Below are 19,936 nucleotides of genomic sequence, written 5' to 3'. Positions count from 1 at the left end.
AGATGTGTATAAGAGACAGGTCGGGCGGGGCGCGCTACCACGTGAAGGGCGCGTCCGGCGCCGAGGGGGCACCCTCGAAGTTGAGGTCGCCCGTGAGCCCGCGCGCGCCGGCGAGGTCGAGCTCGGGCGCGCGGAGCCCCGAGAGCACCTCGCCCACGCGGCCGCGCGCGTCGTCCCAGAGGTCCCAGAAGCCCTTCTCGCTGACCGCGCCCGTGAAGGGGTTCTCCCAGGCCGCGTGCTCGCGGTTGTCAAAGGCCGAGGTCGCCTCGGCGCGGTCCCGGTGCGACATCGCGCAGACGAGCGAGAAGGGCGTGCGGCCGAGCGCCCGCTCGAGGGTGCCGATGACCGCGCGCTTGCGGCCGCCCGGCGAGTCGAAGACACGCTGCACGAGGCGGAACTCAATCGCCGCCGTGGAGAAGGTCCTCGGGTCGATGGCCTTGCCGTAGACCCACAGGGCCACGTAGAAGTACACCTTGTCCACGGCCGCGAGCACCTCGCGGCTCGCGGCGAGCGTGCGGGCGTGCGGCCGGTACGTCGAGACGGTCTGCCCGGTGAGCGAGAAGAGCACGGCCTCGTCGAGGTCGCGCTCGATCTCGGCGTGGACCTTCGAGGCCGCGCGCTCGTCGAGCCCCTCAACGCCCGCCTCGCAGATGCCGTTCTGCCAGTGGTAGACGAGGGGGTGCACCGTAGAGTCGAGCAGCCAGTGGCAGGCGAAGCCGGCCACGTAGGCACGCGCGAGGGTGCGCTCGCGGCCCTCGAGGCCGGCGGCCGCCTCCCGCATGGCGAGCAGCAGCAGGGCCGGGCGCGCGTCGTGCATGGCGTTGCCGAGCGGGGACCACTTGTGCATGAGCGGGTCGACCACCAGGTAGAAGAGGGGGTCCGGCCCCTGGTTGCCCAGGAGAAACGCGTCGGTCTCGTCGTCTGTCCTAAGGCCGAGCAGGTCCCGAACCTCGTCGAGGGACTCCCGGCCAAAGAGGTCGTGCGTGAGAATCGCGGGCATGGCGAGCCTTTCGTCGTGTGTGCTCCCCCGATTATGCCACGGTCTCCACGCCCCGGCCGCGGTCCGCGCCATCGGCACATTACGCACTTCTTACCCCCTCAGGGCCGCGCGGACGCCTACCATGGAAACGTTGCGTCGCAAGAACGGGAGGAGCCGCATGGCACACCAGAAAATGACCAAGGCGGAGAAGAGCTGGATCGTCTACGACGTGGGCAACTCCGCGCTCGTCCTTCTCGCCACGAGCGTGATCCCCATCTACTTCTCCTCCCTCTCCCCCGAGGGCGGCGTGGTGGTGGCGTGGAGCTACGCCGAGACGGTGGCCTCCCTCATCATCGCGCTTCTCATGCCCGTCCTGGGCTCGATCGCCGACATGCAGGGCATGAAGAAGAGGTTCATCGTGGGCTGCGTGGGCACGGGCGTGGTGGCCACGGTGGCGCTCGGCTTTGTGACCACGGCGCTGGCGTTTCTGATCATCTACGTGGTCTCCTCCGTGGCGCTCAACTCCTCGATGGTCTTCTACGACGCGCTGCTCGTTGACACCACCACGGACGAGCGCATGGACGAGATCTCGTCGGCGGGCTACGCCTGGGGCTACATCGGCAGCTGCGTGCCGTTCATCGCGTGCCTCGGCGTGGTCCTGGGCTACGAGGCGCTCGGCATCACGATGCAGACCGCCATGCAGATCGCGTTCATCATTACCGGTCTGTGGTGGGCCGTCTTCACCGTGCCGCTGCTCAAGAACGTCCAGCAGAGGCACTTCAAGCCGCGCGAGCCCCACGCCGTCTCCCGCGCCGTCCGCGGCCTTGCGGGGACCCTGCGCGAGATCTGGGCGAACCGCGCCATCCGCTACTACATGATCGCGTACTTCTTCTACATCGACGGCGTGCACACCATCATCAAGCTCTCCACGAGCTACGGCACCGATCTCGGCATCGACTCCACGCAGCTCGTGCTGGCGCTTCTCGTCACGCAGTTCGTGGCGTTTCCCTCCGCGATCATCTACGGGCGCCTCTCGTCCAAGTACGGCACGCGCCGCATGCTCCTGATCGCGATCGCCGCCTACTTTGGCATCACCCTCTTTGCCGCGTTCTTCCTGCGCTCGGCCGCCGAGTTCTGGTTCCTGGCCATCCTCGTGGGCATGTTCCAGGGCGGCATCCAGGCGCTCAGCCGCTCCGAGTTTGGCAAGCTCTGTCCCAAGGAGCGCGCCAACGAGTACTTTGGCTTCTTCGACATCTTCGGCAAGTACGCCGCCATCCTCGGCACGTTTCTCGTGGGCACGTTCACCGCGCTCACCGGCAACTCCAGCCTCGGCGTGCTCTCGATCGCGGTGCTCTTCGTCGTGGGCTTCCTCGTGATGCTGCGCGTCCCGGAGCGCACGGCGTAGGCCTGGCCGGCAGCGGCGCGGTCCCGCTGGCACGCGTAGCCTCGCATTATCGGCAATCCCCGTTTGCGCGTCCTTCCGAGGATGCGTAGATGGGGATTTTCCGTATATCTGCATACTTTTTCGAGATTGCGCGTCATCTAGTTTGAGATTTATCACGCGTAATCCGCGATGTCCGAAAACCGCCGTCTGCGCGTCCTCATGGGGAGCAGCCATATCAACGCCGCTGCCAAACGTGTAGTTCCGAAAAATCCGCAAACCCTCGCGCAAACGCACGATACGTCCTCACGTTTTCTTGCGGGCGTCCCACCTCGTGCTGAGCCGCCCGTACGCCCCTTGCGGAGAGCCCGGCGCACGCCCAGGGGAATGAAATCGTCAGCCTCGTGAAAGTCCCACCTGCTAGCCTCCCGTCACCACGAAGAGAGGAGGCCCATGGACATCTTCCTTGCGCACGAGGACTCCCTGAAGGTATTGCGCCACGCCCGAAGAACAGGGGACCTTGCGCTGATTCCCGCGGACAGGGAGGAGATTCACCGCGACCATGGTCGAATCGACGCCTCGAGCCCGATCTCCGCTCTTCCCGGAGACGTCCTCGCGCCCACGCGCACGCAGCCCGTCTCCTTGCGTTTTGCGGACGATGCGTCCCGAAGTCAATGCGCCATCGTCCGGGCAATCCCCAACCTCGCGCGCCTGCCCGACGGCTCGCACCTGGAACTCGTCAGCTCGACAGGAGCCCCGCTCTCCACCGCGGCAGGAAAGCCCGTTCACGTGTTTGTTGAAGCAGCTGGCCTCTCGCTCATCAGCGCGGCGCAGTCCCTCGGCGAACTGGTTCGCAGGGAGCAGCTCACGAGAAACGCCGCACTCGTTCGCCTCAGCGGATTTCTCATGGAGCTCTGCGGATCATACGCGCGCGACCCCCTCTCCCCTGCCTCGGGCGAGGTCGTCTATGACCTTCCCCCGGTCTCGTCAGTCGCCGAGGTAACGTCATTTCTCGAATCAGCAAGCGGTCTTCACGGTCACACGCTCGCCCACATGGCGGCAGGGTATGCCAACGACGGCTCGGGCTCCGCCATGGAGACGTTGTGGTATCACGCGTTCTGCCTCCCGCCGCGCCTCGGCGGCATGCACCTTCAAAGGCCCCTCCAGAATGTCCCTTTGCAATGGCCCAACAAGGTCAGCAGTCTTGTCAGCCACCGGACCATGCGCCCTGACTTCTACTGGGCGCTCTACCACGCGGCATGCGAGCATCAGGGGAAGGACCATACGAGCGAGAAGGCGCTCGCCGAGGACTGCGACCGGGCACGAGACTACGAGCTGTGCGGAATCGACTACTTCCCCGTAACCAAGAAGGACGCACGCAGCGAGAAGGCCGTCCGGGCGTTTCTCGCCCAGCTCGTTGAGAAGTTTGCGCCATACGAAGGGCCATCCTTCAAGCGAAGAATGAGGCAGCGCCTCGATGACCCCGACGTCGTTCTAGCACGAAACGTCCTTCTCTCCCAGCTGAGGCCAGCCTCGCTGCGCTGGCGGGACGAGGACGCGTAAGTTCCGATTGATGGATATTGGAGTTTCCGCGTCCTTCTCGGCACGCGCATCCTGGGATTTGTGGCCAAACGGAGCCCCCATTCCAAGTTGCGCATGGGGTAGTTCAATATTTTGCACGCGTAAACCGCAGTGTGCGGAAATCTCGGAATACGCATGGCGAGAAGGACGGGCGGGGCCCGGACGCCCTAGGGGACGTCCGGGCCCCGCCCGAAATGGCAGCGGTTCCAAGCGGAGGCCTACGCCAGGCGCGCGATAATCTTCTCCAGGCGGTCGCAGGCCTCGTCGACCTCGGCGCACGTGATCACGAGCGGCGGGAGGAAGCGCAGGATGGAGTCGCCGATGTGGTTGAGCACCAGGCCCTCGGCGAGGCCCTCCTCCACCACGCGCGCGGCGATCGGCGCGTCGAGCTCGGCCCCGCGCATGAGGCCGTGGCCGCGCACGTCCACGACGTGGTCCATGGCGGTGAGGCGGTGGCGCAGGTGCCGGCCGACGGAGAGCACGTGCTCGCCGATGCCCAGGTCGGCGAGGGCGCTCACGCAGGCGAGGCCCGCCGCGCAGGCGAGCGGGTTGCCGCCGAACGTGGAGCCGTGGTCCCCGGGGCCCATGAGGTCGGCCACCTTGGCGCGGGCCGCGACGGCGCCCATGGGGAAGCCGTCCGCGATGCCCTTGGCCATGCTCACCACGTCGGGCTCGATCTCCGAGCGCTGGTAGCAGAACGGGGAGCCGCAGCGATAGAAGCCCGTCTGCACCTCGTCGATGACGAGCAGGATGCCCTTCTCGGTGCAGAGGTCACGCACGTCGCGAAGGTAGTCGTAGTTGGCGTTCCAGACGCCGCCCTCCCCCTGCACGCACTCGAGCATGACGGCGCAGACGCCGCCGCGCTCCACGCGCTCGCGCAGGGCGTAGATGTCGTTCAGGGACACGGAGACAAAGCCCTCGGGCAGCGGCCGGAAGCTGCGGTGGAACTTGTCCTGGCCGGTGGCCGCGAGCGTGGCGAGCGTGCGGCCGTGGAAGCTCTGGCGCGCGGTCACGATGATGCTCGCGCCGTTGAGGTTCTTCTCGCCCCAGCGGCGGGCGAGCTTGATGGCGCCCTCATTGGCCTCGGCGCCGGAGTTGGCGAAGAAGGTGCGCCAGCGCGTGCCGGTGGAGCCCACGACGTGGCCGCCCTCGTCGGTGGTGGTGGAGAGCATCGTGGAGAGCGCCGCCGCGAGGCGGGCGCGTTTCTCGTCATAGAAGTAGTTGCCCGTCTGCCAGACGCAACCCAGCTGGTCGCGGATGGCGTCGGCGACGGTGGGGTTGCAGTGGCCGAGGCTCGCGCAGCCGATGCCGCCAAGCAGGTCGAGGTACTCCCTGCCCGTGGAGTCCACGAGCGTGGCGTCGTGCCCCGAGACGAACTCGACGGGATAGCGACCGTAGGTGTGCATGACGTAGTCGGCGTCAGCCTTCATGACCCGCTCCGAGACGGTCGAGAAGGTCGGCGTGTCGTTCTTCTCGTCAGCTGGCATGGGACATCCTTTCCCCTAGGCATTGTCCTGCGTGAACATGGTACCGCAGCCCGCGTCGGTGAAGATCTCCAATAGCAGCGAATGTGGGAAGGTTCCGTTGAGAATGACGACCTCGGAGACGCCCGCGTCGAGGGCCTCGGCGATGGAGCGGATCTTGGGCAGCATGCCGCCGTCGAGCGTGCCGGAGTCGAGCAGATCGTAGGTCTCGGAGCGCGTGAGGCTCTGGATGAGCGAGTCCTCGTCGGCGACGTCGCCGTAGAGGCCGTCGACGTCCGTGAGGTAGATGAGCTTGTCGGCGCCCATGGCCTCGGCAATCTTGCCGGCAGCCACGTCCGCGTTGATGTTGAAGAAGCCGTCCGGCGCGCACCCCACCGTGGCGACCACGGGAATGTAGCCGTCCTCGAGGATGGTCTCGATGAGGCTCGGGTCCACCTCGCGGATGCGGCCCACGCGGCCGAGCTCGGGGTCGATCTGCTCGGCCTTCAGGGTCTTGCCGTCCGCGCCGGAGATGCCCACGGCGTTGTGCCCGTACTCGTTGAGCGCCCAGACGAGGTCCTGGTTGACCTTGCCCACGAGCACCTCGCGCACGGCCTCCATCGTGGCGTCGTCGGTCACGCGCAGGCCGCCCTTGAAGGTGACGGGGAGCCCCAGCGCCTTCACGTGCGCGCTGATGGCCTTGCCGCCGCCGTGCACGAGCACGATGCGGATGCCCAGCAGCTTGAGCATCTCGATATCCGCCACGACCTGGCGGCAGAGCTCGGGGTTCTCCATGGCCGATCCGCCGTACTTGATGACGAACGTCTTGCCGGCCATGCGGTGGATCCACGGCAGGGCCTCGTTCAGGACGTCGACCTTCGAGGAGGCGCGCTCGCGCTCCTGCCTGTCGCGCTGCTTCATGGTTGCTCCTTAGATACGCTGGCGAGAAGAACGTGAGGAGTCGTCCGGGCCGAGGCTATCCGAGCGGCGGACCCTGGCGGACCGCCCCGGCCCTGCGTAGGGCGCTACGTGCGGTAGTCGCCGTTGATGGTCACGTAGTCGTGGGTGAGGTCGCAGGTCCACACGCGCGTGGACGCCTCGCCCATGCCGAGGCTGACGGTGATCGGGATCTCCGGGGCCTCGAAGCGGCGGAGCATGTCCTCCTCGTCCATCGGCACGGTGAGGCCGGCGCGGCAGACCGGAACGCCCAGGAAGTCGATGTCCACGTGGCTCTGGTCGAAGGCGACGCCGCACTTGCCGGCCGCCATCGCCACGCGCCCCCAGTTGGCGTCGTGGCCGAAGATGGCCGTCTTCACGAGCGGCGAGTTGGCGATCGAGCGGGCCACGGCGTCCGCGTCGGCGTCCGTGGCGGCGCCGGTGACCGTGACGGTGACGAGCTTGGAGGCGCCCTCGCCGTCGGCGGCGATCTTGCGGGCGAGGTCCACGCACGCGGCGCGCACGGCGGCCGCCACGACCGGGTAGGCGGGGTGCGCGAGGTCGATCTTCTCGCCCCCCGCCGCGCCCGTGGCGAGCAGGATGCAGGTGTCGTTGGTGGAGGTGTCCGAGTCCACGGTCACCTTGTTGAAGCTCTCCCCCACCGCGGCGGCGAGGGCCGCGCGCGCGGCCTCTGCCGTGAGCGGGGCGTCCGTGGCGAGCACGGCGAGCATCGTGGCCATGTTGGGCTGGATCATGCCCGAGCCCTTGACGAAGCCGCCCACGTGGACGCGCACGACGCCGCCATCCGCCTGCGGGACCTCGCCGACGAGCGAGACCTCCTTGGGCACGGTGTCCGTGGTCATGACGGCGCAGGCCGCGTCGTGCGCGCCGTCCGCCGTGGGCGCGAGCGCGGCGGCGGCGGCGGGCACGCCCGTCTCGTAGGGCTCCCACGGCAGCGGCACGCCGATCACGCCCGTGGAGCACACGAGCACGTCGGCGGCGTGGCAGCCGAGCTCGGCCGCCACGCGCTCGCAGGCGCGCTCGGCGCAGGCAAGGCCCGGCTCGCCGGTGGCGGCGTTGGCGTTGCCGGAGTTGAGCACGACAGCGCGGGCGCGGGCGTTGGCCGCGTGAGAGCGGCTCACGGTGACGGGCGCGGCGCAGAAGCGGTTGGTGGTGAAGGTCGCAGCGGTCACGCAGGGCTCGTCGGCCGCGACGAGCGCGAGGTCGAGCCGGTTGGGGTTTCTGCGGAAGCCGGCCGAGACGCCGGCCGCGCGCACGCCGGCGGCGGCGCAGATGCCGCCCTCGCAGGGGACGAAGCCGCAGGCCTCGGGCGTATCGGGCGCCACGGGGACGGCGAGCGGTGACAGGTTGTCCATGAGGTTCTTCTCCGTGATAGGCGTGTCAGATGAGGGGCGCCGGGGCGAGAAGCCCCGTGGTCTCGGGGAGGCCCAGCACGATGTTGGCGCACTGGACGGCCTGGGCGGCCGCGCCCTTCCCGAGGTTGTCGATCGCGCAGGACGCGACGATTGTGCGTCGTCGCCTGGCGTCGAGCGCCACGCCCACCTGGGCGCGCGCCGTGGCGGCGACGGAGGCCGTCGCGGGCATCTGACCGGCGGGAAGCGTTGTGACCAGCGGCTCGTCCGCAAAGAAACGCTCGTAGGCGGCCTGCACGTCCTCGGCGGTGACGCCCGCGGCCGCCTCGAGGTAGACCGTGGAGAGCAGGCCGCGCGTGAGCGGCGCGAGGTGCGGCGTGAAGACGACGGACATCTCGCGCCCGGCCACCTCGGAGAGCGTCTGCTCGATCTCTGGCGTGTGGCGGTGCTTGGCCACGCCGTAGGCCTCCACGGACTCGTTGGCGTGGCAGAAGTGGGTGCGCGCGTTGCAGCCGCGGCCGGCGCCGGAGACGCCGGAGATGGCGTCGGCAATGACGAGGTCGCCGGTCGCGAGGCCGGCGGCGAGCGCGGGGGCGGCGGCGAGCGCCGTCGCCGTGGGGTAGCAGCCCGGCACGGCCACGAGCACGGCCTTGCCGGCGGCGCGCCGGGCGGCGAGCGCGGCCACGCCGTCGCGGAAGAGCTCCGGCAGGCCGTAGACCGTCTCGCCGAGGAGCTCGGGACTCGCGTGCGGCGTGGCATACCAGGCCTCGTAGGTGGCCGGGTCGTGCAGGCGGTAGTCCGCGGAGAGATCGATCACGGTGACGCCGCGCGCGAGCAGCTCCGGCGTGAGCGCCAGGCTCGCGGTGTGCGGCACGGCGAGGAAGGCCACCTCGGCCGCCGCGGCTATGGCGTCCGGATCCGGGAGGGAGAGCACCACGTCGCAGGCGCCCGCAAGGGACGGGTAGACGGCGTCCAGGCGCGTGCCGGCCTCCTTGCGGTCCGTGGCCATGGCCAGCTCGAGCTCGGGGTGCCCGAGGACCAGACGACAGACCTCGACGCCCGCGTACCCCGTCGCTCCCACCACGCATGCCCTGATGCCCATGACGCAATCCCCCTGGGTTCTTCTCGCCCTGTCTGCAATACGCACAACTTAGGCGGGGCGTCCCCGGGTGTCAACGACGCAGGGGCATTCGGACACCGGACGGATACACTTCTGCGCCGGCGCGCGCGTTGGGGGCGCCGGGAGCGGCCTCAGCTCACAGGCCACGCTCGCGCAGGCGCGCGTCGATCTCCCTGAGCGTGACGCGCGCGGCGAAGAGCTGCCGGTACGTGGCGGTCTTGACCTTGCCGGCCAGCGCCAGCTCGTCCATGCGCGCCTTCGTGGCCTCGAGCTCGTCGCGCACGCCGGCCGCGAACTCGTCGTAGGCGACGAGGCGCGCCGCGTCGTCCTTCTCGCCCAAGCCCTTCTCGCCCATCAGAAGTTGGCGCCGTTCCAGCCGAAGTCGGGCGTCCAGCCGTAGCGGATGTAGAGGCGCGCGGGGTCCACGCCCAGCTCGCGGCAGACCGCGGGCGTGACCTCCTCGGTGAAGCGCTCCCACGCGGAGGCGGGCACCTCGGAGCGCGCGAACACGCTCACGTCGATAAGGGCGCACGGCTCGGAGTCGTCCCCGGCAAAGTAGATGTGCGCGTCGTCCTCGAAAAGGCACATGAGCCAGGCCTCGGACTTGCCGGGCACGGCCTCGATCGCGCGGCCGTAGGCGGCCTTGAGCGCCTCGCGGGCCTCGGGCGCGATGGGCGCGGAGCAGTAGGTGTGCACGACGGGCATGGCGGCTCCTCTCGGTCGGGTGCACCCAGCATAGCGCAGCGGCGGGGGCGCGGGGAGGGACGCCTCTAGCGCGAGAGCTCGTCGAGCGTGTGGCCGGCGTCGTCGCGCAGCACGAGCCAGCTGTTGGCGCCTGCGAAGTAGAGCAGGCGCCCGACCTCGTTCACGCTCCTGAGCACGATGTCCTCCGTCGTGCGCGCGCCTACGATGGCGTCCGCGTGCTCCTCGCGCAGGCGCAGGGCGAAGCGGGCGGCAAACCCGAGGCTGCCGTCGCGGTTGAGCGGCGGCTCGGCCCGAAGCGTCGCCCCGGCGAGCACCCGCAGGCGGTCGCGCGCCTCCCAGAGGACCGTGGCCTCGCTCCCCTCGTGGCGCATGCGAAGCGGCACCCGGGCGAGCTCGGCGCGCCAACGGTGGCGGGCCTTCCCCGCGGGGCGCGGGGCGGCGTCTCCCGCGCCGGGACGGATTCCCAAGGCGCGCAGGGCAAGAAGAACGTCCGCGCCCACGTCCGCCGCGGCGCCGGGGCCGGGCGCCGGAGCCACCTCGATGGCAAACGAGTCGCCCGGCGGCTCCGCGAGCACGCGCACGCCGCCGGGCACGGCCTCTGCGGTGACCGTGAGCTGCATGGCAACCCCCTCCGCGACGGGCCCCGGAAGATCTGGGGCTGAAATTGCGACCTTGGGGGTATCCTACCCACAGGACGAAAGGGGAAACGCATGGGATTCATCGGTAAGTGGCTCGTCACGGCCATCGCGTGCGCGGTCGCCATCTGGCTCGTCCCCGGCATCGTGCCGGTGGGCGGCGCCTGGGTGGGGCCGATCTTCTGCGCGCTCGTGCTCGCCCTGCTCAACGCGACCGTCAAGCCGGTCCTCCAGGCGCTCGCCATCCCCTTCACCCTGGCCACGCTCGGCATCTTCTACCTCGTGGTCAACGCCTTCGTGCTCGAGCTCGCGAGCTGGCTCTCCCGCAACATCTTCCACGCCGGCATCGCCATCGACTCGCTCTTCTCGGCGATCCTCGGCTCGATCGTAATCTCGCTCGTGAGCATGGTCGTGGGCGGTGTCATCGGGGTGGACGACTAGGGGCTCAAAATTAATCCGCCCTCTGGGCGCGACGGCTTCTGCTCAACAGGGAAAACGCTCCGGAGGCATTCCACGGGGCGGATTAATTTTCCGCCTCCCCCTGGGCCCTCTGGCCGCCGACGAGTCCGACGACCCGCCGCGCCACCCGCGTCGCGGCGTCCGCGGCGGCGTCCGTCAGCGCCTCGCCGGCCGCAGCGGCACCCGCCCCCAGGAGCTCCCCGAGAAGGCTCAGCATCATGTCGCGCGTGCGCGAGTCGACCTCGCCGAGGGCGGCGAGCACCTTCTGCGCGGCGGCGGGGCTCGCGAACAGGTCCTCGAAGCGCTCCGCCCCTCCCGCCGCGAGCGCGTCGAAGAGCTCGTCGGTGAGCAGGCGCCTGTCCTCGGGCGCAAGCTTGGAGAGCCAGGACGCAAACGCGCCCTCCACCAGCAGGCACTCCGGGTCCGGGCCGTCCGCCTCAACAAATCCCCCCGGCCCCACCTGCCAGGAGAGCGGGTCGTGCTGGAGCGAGCGGGCGGCGTTGCTGCGCACCACGCTCACCGGGGCGTCATCAGAGAAGAACCTGCCCACCACGCTGTAGGCGGGCACAATCTTCACGTAGCGCTCCCCCATCACATCGTGGCAGCTCACGGGCATCACGGCGCGGTCCATCCCGGGGCCGTCGAGGCTCCAGACGCGCTCGATCAGCCCCGCGAGCGCGACGGGGGACATGCTCGCCGCGTAGGCGGCGAGGTTGCCGCCCTTCGAGTGCCCGCCCACGCGGACGCACCCTCCCGTCGCCGCCGCCCGCTCGAGCGCGCGGCCGAGGTAGGCCGCCGCCGCACGCTGCGCCTCGGTCACGGCAAAGCTCAGGATGAAGTTCTCCCTCCAGCCCACGAGGGTCGTGTCGGTCCCCCGGAAGGCGACGAAGGTCGCGCCGTCGTCCAGGGACACGGTCACGGCGGCGAACTGCATCACGCGCTCGCCGTCGCGCACGTCGACGTAGTCGGTGAGCAGGGCGTCGCCAAGGCGGGCCGACGCCCCGAGCGCCACGACGAAGCGCTCGTCGATCGTCGCGAGCGAGCGCACGCGCGAGGAGACGTCCCCGTCCGAGCGCGCCAGGAGCTCGGCGCACGCGTCCGTGACCCGCACGGGGCCCTCAACGATCCCCGTGAGGTCGAGGTAGGCGAGCGTGGAGAGCGCGAGCGCGTCCACGTCGTTGAACGGCCGCTCGGCGAGCGCGATGTCGCCCCTCAGCTCAAGGTAGTCCCGAACGTCCGCCACGCACACCACGTCCTTCTCGCCAGCGCGCTCTTCTCGTCACGCAATTCTTATTCCCGCCCAAACGACCCTCGAAGCAGCACGTTCCCCGACGGTAAAGAAGCCCCGATACGACGGCGCCCCGCCCCTTTGCAAAGCAAGCTTTCTGAGCGCTTTGCGCGAAGCAGCTTGCGTGCAAAGGGGCGGGGTGCCCCCACGTCGAAAAGGACGCTACGCCATCACTTTGCGGAAGAGCTCCACCACGGCGGCGTGGTCGGCCTCGCGCGGGTTGCCCGGGAAGCAGGCGTCGGCGATGGCGTCGTCGGCCAGCTGGTCGAGGTCGGCCTCCACGAGGCCGTCGCACGTGGGCTTGATGTTGACGTCGGCGGAGAGCTGGCGCACCGCGGCGATGGCGGCGTCGGCGGCCTCGTCCTCGGTCATGCCGGCGGTGTCAACGCCCATGGCCACGGCGACCTCGGCCAGGCGCTTGGTCACGACGGGCTTGTTGTACTCCATGGCAACCGGCAGCAGCATGGCGCAGGCCACGCCGTGCGGGGTGTCGTAGTGCGCGGAGAGCGTGTGCGCCATCGCGTGGTCGATGCCGAGGCCCACGTTGGAGAAGCCCATGCCGGCGATGTACTGCGCGAGCGCCATGCCCTCGCGGCCGGAGCCGGGAACGCCGCTCTTGGCCTCGGCCACGGCGTCGCGCAGGTGCTTCGAGATGAGCTGGATGGCCTTGTAGTGGAACATGTCGGAGAGCTCCCAGGCGCCCTTGGTGGTGTAGCCCTCGATCGCGTGGGTGAGCGCGTCCATGCCGGTGGCGGCGGTAAGCCCGGCGGGCATGGAGGCCATCATGTCGGGGTCCACCACGGCCACGTCGGGGATGTCGTTCACGTCCACGCAGACGAACTTGCGGACCTTCTCGGGGTCGGTGATCACGTAGTTGATCGTGACCTCGGCCGCGGTGCCGGCGGTGGTGGGCACGGCAATGGTGAAGACGGCATGCTTCTTGGTGGGCGCCACGCCCTCGAGGGAGACGACGTCGGCAAACTCCGGGTTGGCCACGATGATGCCGATGCCCTTGGCGGTATCCATCGAGGAGCCGCCGCCGATGGTGACGATGCAGTCCGCGCCGGAGGCCTGGTAGGCGGCCACGCCGTCCTGCACGTTCTTGATCGTGGGGTTGGGCTTGATCTCGGAGTAGAGCTCCCAGGCGATGCCGGCCTCGTCGAGCAGGTCGGTCACCTTGGCCACGACGCCAAACTTCACGAGGTCCGGGTCGGAGCAGACGAAGGCCTTCTTGTAGCCGCGGCGGGTGAGCTCGCCGGGGATCTCCTTGATGGCCCCGGAGCCGTGGTACGAGATGTTGTTCAGAACGAAGCGGTTGACTGCCATGTTTCCCCCTTTGGATTGCTGCGTGCCGGAACGCCGGCGGTCCGCCGGGTAGTATGCGCCTTCGGACATGTTGACCGGTCAACTTCTCCGCGAGCGGCGCGTCCTTCTCGGCAGAACATGACAAAGGTGACAGGGGCATCTGTCATAATCCAAGTCATGACAGATGCCCCTGTCACCTTTGTCATGAGACGCCCGGGAGCCGTCATGGACGAGAAAATCAAGCAGCTTGCGACCGCCTACGCCGACGAGTGCCACGAGGAGGAGCTCGAGCTGCTCCGCACGCTCGCGCAGATCCCTGCCCCCTCCGGGCACGAGGAGCGCCGCGCCGAGTTCATCCGCAGCTGGCTGGTCGCGCAGGGCGCGCCGGTTGGCGCCGTGCGCATCGACGACGCCAAGAACGTGATCTTCTCGCTTCCCGCGGGGCCGCACGCGGCACCCGACGAGGGAATCGCCGTCTTTGCCGCCCACACCGACGTCGTCTTTCCCGACACCGAGCCGCTGCCGCTCGCCGAGAGCGCGACGCGCCTGCTCGCGCCCGGCGTGGGCGACGACACCGCCAACCTCGTGGGGCTGCTCCTCGCGGCGCGCTACCTCGTCAGGAACAACGTGGAGCTCGACCGGCCGCTGCTCGTGGTGGCCAACTCCTGCGAGGAGGGCCTCGGCAACCTCGCCGGCACGCGGGAGCTCTTCCGCCAGTACGCCGGGCGCGTGTGCGAGTTCACCTCGTTCGACCTCTATCTGGGCATGCACGTGGTCTCGGCCGTGGGCTCGCACCGCTGGCGCGTCGCATGCCACACGCAGGGCGGCCACTCGTGGGAGAACTTCGGGCGCGACAACGCCATCGAGGAGCTCTGCTCCCTCATCGAGGACCTCTACGCGATGGAGCTGCCCACGGCGGCCAAGACCACCATCAACGTGGGTCGCTTCGAGGGCGGCACCACCGTGAACTCCATCGCCGAGGACGCGAGCGTGCTCGTGGAGTACCGCTCCGCCTCCGAGGAGTGCCTCGAGCAGATGTACGGGAACTTCGTGGGGCTCGTGGAGGAGCACCTGCGGAAGGGCTCGCGCATCGACGTCAAGCTCATCGGCCGGCGTCCCGCCTCCGGCGAGCACGTGCCCGAGGGCCAGGGCGCGCTCATCGCCCGCACCGACGAGGTGCTGCGCGAGCTCGGCGGCGTGACGCCCACGCACCAGGAGTCCTCGACGGACGCCAACATCCCGCTCTCGCTGGGAATCTGCGCCCACACCGTGGGCACCGTGGAGGGCGACCTCCTCCACACGCGCGAGGAGTGGGTCGAGAAGGACAGCCTCCGGCGCGGCCTCGCCGTCATCCTCGCCCTCATGCTCGCGCACGCGCGCCGCTGACGTCAGGCCCGCCCGGCACGGCAGCCTGCCGCGGCATAAAAAATGGAGCCCGCAGGCTCCGCTCGACCTCTCGTATGGGCGCAGGCGCTACGCCGCGCGGACGCACTTGACGAGCAGGTGCGAGTCTGCGTGGTTCCGCTCGTGGGTGGCGAACCACTGGTCAACGTCGTTGAACAGGATCTTGGGGCTGTCGGCCCAGAAGCGACGCTCGTGGCCGCCGAAAAGCGCGCGATACTCGCCGCTCATGAACCAGCCGTTGTGGCACGCCCTCAGCACCTTGCGCTGGCGGGAGCCCATGTTCTTGACCTTGGTCATGTTCTACCCTCCTTTCTCTCTTCTCGTCTGACACGCTCGTTATACCCAATCCTCCCTTCCGTCGAAACCCTCTTGACAAAACCCTAACAACTTCCTACAGGCCATTAGCAAAACCTTAATCCCTGGTTCAGGACCCCTTATGGGCGCGGGCTCCAGACTGGTGCCAGACACCGAGGAGAGGAGACCGCCATGACCAGGTACGCGCCCAGCCGCTACGTCCGTCGCAGGAGGGCGAGAAGGACGTCCGCCCTGCTTCTGTCCGCGGCCGCCGCGCTCGCCCTTCTCGGCATCGCGCTCGCGGCGCTGTCCGCGGCCGCGCCCCGCGACGCCCGGGCGGCCGAGCCCGTCACCTCCACGCCCCGCGCCGAGTGGCGCCGAGGCGAGGTCCCCTGCCTCTACCAGACCGACCCGGCCTGGGCGGGCATCGGCTACGCCGGGGGGACCATCGAGAAGAACGGCTGCGGGCCCACCTGCCTCTCGATGGTGTACGTGGCGCTCACGGGAAAGGACGACCTCGACCCCGCGGGCATGGCCGCCCTCTCCGAGCGCGGGGGCTACACCGCAGACGGCATGACCACGTGGACGCTCATGAGCGAGGGCGCCTCCGAGCTGGGGCTGCGCTCGGAGGAGCTGCCGGCGAGCGCCGACGCCGTGCGGGAGGCGCTTTCGCAGGGCCACCCCGTCATCTGCAGCGTGCTGCCCGGCGACTTCACCTCGACGGGCCACTTCATCGTGCTCGCGGGCCTCACGGAGGAGGGGGAGATCGTCGTGCGCGACCCCAACAGCGCCGAGCGCACCGGCAGGACCTGGGAGCTCGACCGCGTGCTCACCCAGTGCGCGAACCTCTGGTCCTTCTCGGCATAGCCCGCGCGGCGGGCCGGAGAGACGGGCCGGAGGGCACGGCCGGAGGAGCGAGAAAAACGTCGCGGGGCGCCCGCAGCATCTGCGCGCGGGGGCCTCGCGACGCTTTCCGGCGCCGATGTGTCGCCGCGCCCCCGCGGGGCGTCAGCGCGGGGGCCTCGCGACGCTTCCCCGCCTGAGGGTGTCGCCGCGCCCCCGCCCGGACGCTCTGCGGGGCCGCGGCGACACCCTCGGGAAGGAGGGGCGGCCAACGCGGCCGTCACGCCCGCGCGCCGGCCGGCAGCTCCACCGTGAACGTGGTTCGCCCCTCCGCGCTCGCGGCAGAGATCGTGCCCCCGTGAAGCTCCACGATCTCGCGCGCGATGGCCAGGCCGAGCCCGGTGCCGCCCGTGGCGCTCCCGCGCGACTCGTCGACGCGGAAGAACTTGTCGAAGATGGCGCGCAGCTTGTGGGAGGGGATGGTCGCGCCCTCGTCCGAGACGCTGATGACCACCCGCTCGCCCGAGCGGTGGGCGCGAAGGTCGATGCTCGTCCCCTCCGCGCTGTAGGCGATCGCGTTCTTGATGAGGTTGTTGAGCACGCGGGCGAGGCGGGCCGCGTCGGCCGTGATCACGAGCGGCTCGCCGGGCTCCTCCGGCGTGCGCTCGGAGCCCTCGACGGTCACGACGAGCCGGTTGCCGTGCGCGGAGAGCGCCGGCAGAAACTCGTCTGCCATCTGGACGAGCAGGAAGGAGAGGTCGACGGGCGCGAGCTCCAGCTCTATGTGCGCAAGGCCGTAGCGCGTGATGTCAAAGAACTCGTTGATGAGCGCCTCCAGGCGCAGGGCCTTGTCGAGCGTGATGCCCACGTAGCGGCACCGCTGCTCGGCGGGCAGGTCGGGGACCTCGTCGATCAGCGAGAGGTAGCCGATGACCGAGGTGAGCGGCGTCTTGAGGTCGTGCGCCAGGTAGGTGATGAGGTCGCTCCTGCGCGCGGACTCGTCCTCGAGCCGGCGCGCCTGGTCGGCCGCGGCGCGCTTGACGTCCGAGGCCACCAGCGCGAGCTCCTCGTAGCCCTCGGGGAAGGCCTCGTGGGCCTCGAGGTCGTGTGACATGTAGCGGCCGAGCAGCTCCGCGGCATGCGCGGCGGCCCTGCGCTCCGCGCGGCGGGACGCCATGCGCCATGAGACCGCCCCCACGGCCACGATAGCCACGATAACGCAGATCCCCAGCTGCAGGAAGAAGTACTTGACGCCGCCGTTGTCGAGCACGATCTCCGGCGTCACGCCAAAGACCTCAAGGTTGTGGTGGTCCAGGAACTGGCCCGCCAGCCAGTCCATGAAGGTGCCGTTCCACGCGCCGTCCACAAACCCGAAGACGGTCTGGAACGCCACCGCGCCTATGATGACGGCGACGGCCGCTGCCGCGACCGTCCTCATGGTCGCGGCCGATGACCCCGCGCGCGGCGCGTTCTTCTCGCTAGCGCTCAATCTTGTACCCACACCCCCAGACGGTCCGGATGTAGCTCGGGTCCTCGAAGGAGTCGCCCATCTTCTCCCGCAGGTGGCGGATGTGGACGGTGATGGAGCCCGAGCCCCGCTCGTAGTAGGCCTCCCCGAAGATCTTGAAGTAGAGCTCGCGCGCGGAGACGACGGCGCCCTCGGCCTCCAGGAGGATCCGCAGGATGGAGAACTCGGTGGGCGTGAGCTGGAGCGGGCGCTCGTTGAGGCGCGCCTCGTGCGTCCGCACGTCGAGCACAAGGCCGCGGCACACGATGACGTCCCCTCGCCCGCTCGGCTCGCCTGGCATGGGCGCATTGTAGCGCGTGTAGCGCCTGAGCTGCGCCTTGGCGCGCGCCACGAGCTCGAGCGGGAGGAAGGGCTTGGTCACGTAGTCGTCAGCCCCGAGCGCAAGGCCGGAGATCTTGTCCGCCTGCTCGCCGCGCGCGGTGAGCATGATGACCGGGTAGGCGTGCCGCTCGCGGATCTTGCGGCAGAGCTCGAAGCCGTCGACGCCGGGCAGCATCACGTCAAGGATCGCGAGGTCGATTGGCGCGGCGGACGCGTCCTCGACGCGCGCGAGCGCGGAGGCGCCGTCGTAGAGGCGCTCCACCTCGAAGCCCTCTCCCTCGAGGTAGACCGCCACGAGGTCGCAGATCTCCCGCTCGTCGTCCACCACCAGTATGCGCCTACCGCGCCCGGCGTGCTCGCCCATGCGCCTCCTTTCCTCCCGCCCAAGGATACGCGGAGGAGGGGCGACGATTGCTAAGGATTTGCTAAGGGCGCGGTGGCGGCGGGCGGGGCGGCGGAGCGCTGCCGCGACGTGACGCTGCGTCGTGGCGCTGCGGAATCGCGGGTCGTGGCAATCTGCCGGGCGGGGGCGCTGCGGAATCGCGGGTTATGGCAGCTCCGGGCCTGCCACGGCCCCATATCCCGCAACGCGGGCGAGAAGAACGCCAGGTCGCCGCCACGCGCGGCTGCCAGAACCCCATATCCCGCAACGCCTCTGGCCGGCAGATTGCCATGGCCCCCCCTTTCGGCAACGCGCCCCCTCCTCTGTCAGGGCACCTGCGGGCAGGCGATACAATCCTTCTATATCGCGGCGCCCCGAGGGAGGAAACGTGAATCTCAAGCAGCTCGAGTACTTTGTCGCAATAGTCGAGGAGGGGCAGATCACCGCGGCAGCCCGGCGGCTCCACATCTCCCAGCCGCCGCTCTCCTACGAGCTCGCCCAGCTCGAGCGCGAGCTTGACACAAAGCTCGTCCTCCGAGGGCCGCGCGGCGTCACCCCCACCGATGCGGGGCGGCTCCTCTACGAGCGCGCGACGACGATGCTCGCGCTCGCCAACGCCACGGCACGCGAGGTCTCGGGGCTGGGAAGGGGGCTCACCGGAACCGTGTGCATGGCAGTCTGCGCGAGCGCGGCGGGGCTCGTCCCCTCGACGCGCCTGGGCGAGCTCGCGTCCGCGCCCGGCGTCTCCTTCGAGGTGCGCGAGGGGACGGTGCCTGAGGTCATCGACCTTGTGGCAAGCGGGATCGCGGAGATCGGCGTCGTGCGGACCCCCTTTACCAGCGCCGGGCTCCGCTGCAGGTACGCCCCCGCGGAGCCGCTCGTCGCCGTCATGCCCCCGCACCTTGAGGTGGGCGACGAGATGGAGGTCTCGCTCGAGGAGCTCGCGCGGGTGCCGCTCGTCTGCGACCGACGGCTCTCCCAGCAGGTGCGCCACGCGCTCTCCGCACGGGGCCTTGAGGCGCGCGTCGCCTGCGAGACCGAGGACGAGCGCACCACCTGCGCGTGGGCGGCCTCCGGCATGGGCGTCGGGCTTGTGCCGCAGTCCCTGCTCAGGGTGTGCGACACCGGCGACCAGTTCATCAAGGTCGTCACCGAGAAGGACCTGGAGTCGCGCTCCGCCGTCATCTGGAAGGCCGATCGCGCGCTCACGCCGCTCGCCAGTCGCGTCGTGGCGCTGCTCGGCGAGCTCCGCTAGGGGCGACAGGCGGCAAGGACGGCGGGCGGGGCGGGTGTCACCTGGGCCCCGCGCCGTGGGCGGGCGGGTGTCCGGCGACGCTCTTGCGGCGGGGCCGTCGCCTCTCCCCCGCGCAGCTGCCGCGCGGGGGGCTTCGCGACACCCCCAAGCGCGGAAACGTCGTCTCCGCTCCGCACGCTATCTGGGTGGGGGCTTCGCGACGTTCCCGCCGCAAGAGCGTCGCCTCTCCCCCGCACGGCTGCCGCGCGGGGGCTTCGCGACACTCTCAGCTAAAGAAACGTCACCTGGGCCCCGCACAATCGACGCGCGGGGCCCAAGTGACAGATCGCCAGCCACGAGAGGGCGCCCCCGGGCGGGAAGGAGGTCCCGGGGGCGCGGGGCGGAGCTATCGGACGTCGCCGTTCTTCTCGACGTCAGATGCCTCGATGGGGGTGACCTCGGGCTCGGCGGAGGGCTCCGAGTCGCTGGGGTCCTCCTCCATGCCCTCGCGCACGTTCTTGACGGTCTTGCCGATGGCCGACCCAAGCTTGGGGAGATTCTTGGGCCCAAAGATGACGAGGATGATCACCAGAATGACGGCGAGCTCGGGGATGCCCATGCCAAGAATCATGCGCTGCCTCCAATGACGCGGTGGGAACGACCTCATGGTAGGCGGACAGAGACCCTCCGTAAAATACATATGAG

The 19,936-nt window shown here is 69.6% G+C and carries 20 protein-coding genes; 6 read left to right on the top strand and 14 right to left on the bottom strand.

Annotation, left to right across the window (positions count from 1 at the left end):
- Positions 1–34: 34 nt before the first annotated feature.
- Positions 35–1,000, bottom strand: coding sequence for a zinc dependent phospholipase C family protein (locus H6A23_RS05625; RefSeq protein WP_204831220.1), 966 nt, complete (start codon positions 998–1,000; stop codon positions 35–37).
- Positions 1,001–1,157: 157 nt separating this feature from the next.
- Between H6A23_RS05625 and H6A23_RS05620 the strand changes: the two genes are divergently transcribed.
- On the top strand, positions 1,158–2,384 hold the full coding sequence (locus H6A23_RS05620; protein ID WP_204831219.1) for an MFS transporter: 1,227 nt from the start codon (positions 1,158–1,160) through the stop codon (positions 2,382–2,384).
- 429 nt (positions 2,385–2,813) lie between these two features.
- Positions 2,814–3,923, top strand: a complete 1,110-nt coding sequence (locus H6A23_RS05615) for a hypothetical protein (RefSeq protein WP_204831218.1) — start codon at positions 2,814–2,816, stop codon at positions 3,921–3,923.
- 236 nt (positions 3,924–4,159) lie between these two features.
- On the opposite strand, the gene H6A23_RS05610 is transcribed toward H6A23_RS05615, so the two are convergent.
- The 7 genes from H6A23_RS05610 to H6A23_RS05580 all read right to left on the bottom strand — a co-directional run bounded on the left by H6A23_RS05610 (position 4,160) and on the right by H6A23_RS05580 (position 10,158).
- A complete protein-coding gene (locus H6A23_RS05610) occupies positions 4,160–5,428 on the bottom strand; it encodes an acetylornithine/succinylornithine family transaminase (protein WP_286165834.1) in 1,269 nt (422 codons plus the stop codon).
- A gap of 15 nt (positions 5,429–5,443) precedes the next feature.
- On the bottom strand, positions 5,444–6,325 hold the full coding sequence (argB, locus tag H6A23_RS05605) for an acetylglutamate kinase (protein ID WP_204831217.1): 882 nt from the start codon (positions 6,323–6,325) through the stop codon (positions 5,444–5,446).
- A 104-nt stretch (positions 6,326–6,429) separates the two neighbouring features.
- Complete coding sequence (gene argJ, locus H6A23_RS05600) at positions 6,430–7,716, bottom strand: bifunctional glutamate N-acetyltransferase/amino-acid acetyltransferase ArgJ (protein ID WP_204831216.1); 1,287 nt, start codon at positions 7,714–7,716, stop codon at positions 6,430–6,432.
- Between the two features lie 25 nt (positions 7,717–7,741).
- A complete protein-coding gene (argC, locus tag H6A23_RS05595) occupies positions 7,742–8,815 on the bottom strand; it encodes an N-acetyl-gamma-glutamyl-phosphate reductase (RefSeq protein WP_204831215.1) in 1,074 nt (357 codons plus the stop codon).
- 154 nt (positions 8,816–8,969) lie between these two features.
- Positions 8,970–9,188: a hypothetical protein gene (locus H6A23_RS05590; protein ID WP_204831214.1), complete on the bottom strand. Its 219-nt coding sequence runs from the start codon at positions 9,186–9,188 to the stop codon at positions 8,970–8,972.
- Positions 9,188–9,538 (bottom strand): hypothetical protein, encoded by a 351-nt coding sequence (locus tag H6A23_RS05585; RefSeq protein WP_204831213.1) that lies wholly within the window; start codon positions 9,536–9,538, stop codon positions 9,188–9,190. Before H6A23_RS05585 ends, H6A23_RS05590 begins: the two co-directional genes overlap by 1 nt.
- 65 nt (positions 9,539–9,603) lie before the next feature.
- Entirely contained in the window at positions 9,604–10,158 is a 555-nt protein-coding gene (locus H6A23_RS05580) for a hypothetical protein (RefSeq protein WP_204831212.1), read from the bottom strand.
- A 90-nt stretch (positions 10,159–10,248) separates the two neighbouring features.
- Between H6A23_RS05580 and H6A23_RS05575 the strand changes: the two genes are divergently transcribed.
- Entirely contained in the window at positions 10,249–10,614 is a 366-nt protein-coding gene (locus H6A23_RS05575; protein ID WP_204831211.1) for a phage holin family protein, read from the top strand.
- An 82-nt stretch (positions 10,615–10,696) separates the two neighbouring features.
- Here H6A23_RS05575 and H6A23_RS05570 read toward each other — a convergent pair whose 3' ends face one another.
- Together H6A23_RS05570 and fucO are read right to left on the bottom strand one after the other, a co-directional pair.
- A complete protein-coding gene (locus tag H6A23_RS05570) occupies positions 10,697–11,875 on the bottom strand; it encodes an Mbeg1-like protein (protein ID WP_204831210.1) in 1,179 nt (392 codons plus the stop codon).
- A 207-nt stretch (positions 11,876–12,082) separates the two neighbouring features.
- The gene (fucO, locus tag H6A23_RS05565; RefSeq protein ID WP_204831209.1) at positions 12,083–13,246 is read right to left on the bottom strand and encodes a lactaldehyde reductase; all 1,164 of its coding nucleotides are present in this window, start codon (positions 13,244–13,246) and stop codon (positions 12,083–12,085) included.
- 204 nt (positions 13,247–13,450) lie between these two features.
- Here fucO and H6A23_RS05560 point away from each other — a divergent pair, with 204 nt between their 5' ends.
- Positions 13,451–14,611, top strand: coding sequence for a M20/M25/M40 family metallo-hydrolase (locus H6A23_RS05560; protein ID WP_204831208.1), 1,161 nt, complete (start codon positions 13,451–13,453; stop codon positions 14,609–14,611).
- Positions 14,612–14,698: 87 nt separating this feature from the next.
- On the opposite strand, the gene H6A23_RS05555 is transcribed toward H6A23_RS05560, so the two are convergent.
- A complete protein-coding gene (locus tag H6A23_RS05555; RefSeq protein WP_204831207.1) occupies positions 14,699–14,926 on the bottom strand; it encodes a hypothetical protein in 228 nt (75 codons plus the stop codon).
- 189 nt (positions 14,927–15,115) lie between these two features.
- Here H6A23_RS05555 and H6A23_RS05550 point away from each other — a divergent pair, with 189 nt between their 5' ends.
- Positions 15,116–15,790, top strand: coding sequence for a C39 family peptidase (locus H6A23_RS05550; RefSeq protein ID WP_204831206.1), 675 nt, complete (start codon positions 15,116–15,118; stop codon positions 15,788–15,790).
- 256 nt (positions 15,791–16,046) lie between these two features.
- Here H6A23_RS05550 and H6A23_RS05545 read toward each other — a convergent pair whose 3' ends face one another.
- Both H6A23_RS05545 and H6A23_RS05540 read right to left on the bottom strand, forming a co-directional pair.
- Complete coding sequence (locus tag H6A23_RS05545; RefSeq protein ID WP_204831205.1) at positions 16,047–17,255, bottom strand: sensor histidine kinase; 1,209 nt, start codon at positions 17,253–17,255, stop codon at positions 16,047–16,049.
- A complete protein-coding gene (locus tag H6A23_RS05540) occupies positions 17,245–17,979 on the bottom strand; it encodes a response regulator transcription factor (protein ID WP_204831204.1) in 735 nt (244 codons plus the stop codon). Before H6A23_RS05540 ends, H6A23_RS05545 begins: the two co-directional genes overlap by 11 nt.
- Positions 17,980–18,385: 406 nt before the next feature.
- Here H6A23_RS05540 and H6A23_RS05535 point away from each other — a divergent pair, with 406 nt between their 5' ends.
- Positions 18,386–19,252 carry a LysR family transcriptional regulator gene (locus H6A23_RS05535; protein ID WP_204831203.1) on the top strand — a complete coding sequence of 289 codons (867 nt, stop codon included), beginning with the start codon at positions 18,386–18,388 and terminating at the stop codon, positions 19,250–19,252.
- A gap of 385 nt (positions 19,253–19,637) precedes the next feature.
- Here the strand turns inward: H6A23_RS05535 and tatA are convergent, their stop codons facing one another.
- Complete coding sequence (gene tatA / locus H6A23_RS05530) at positions 19,638–19,862, bottom strand: twin-arginine translocase TatA/TatE family subunit (protein WP_204831202.1); 225 nt, start codon at positions 19,860–19,862, stop codon at positions 19,638–19,640.
- Between the last annotated feature and the right edge of the window lie 74 nt (positions 19,863–19,936).

This window comes from Olsenella uli, from assembly GCF_016900775.1.
GTDB lineage: Bacteria > Actinomycetota > Coriobacteriia > Coriobacteriales > Atopobiaceae > Thermophilibacter > Thermophilibacter uli_A.
This window is presented reverse-complemented; position numbering and strand designations above follow the sequence as displayed.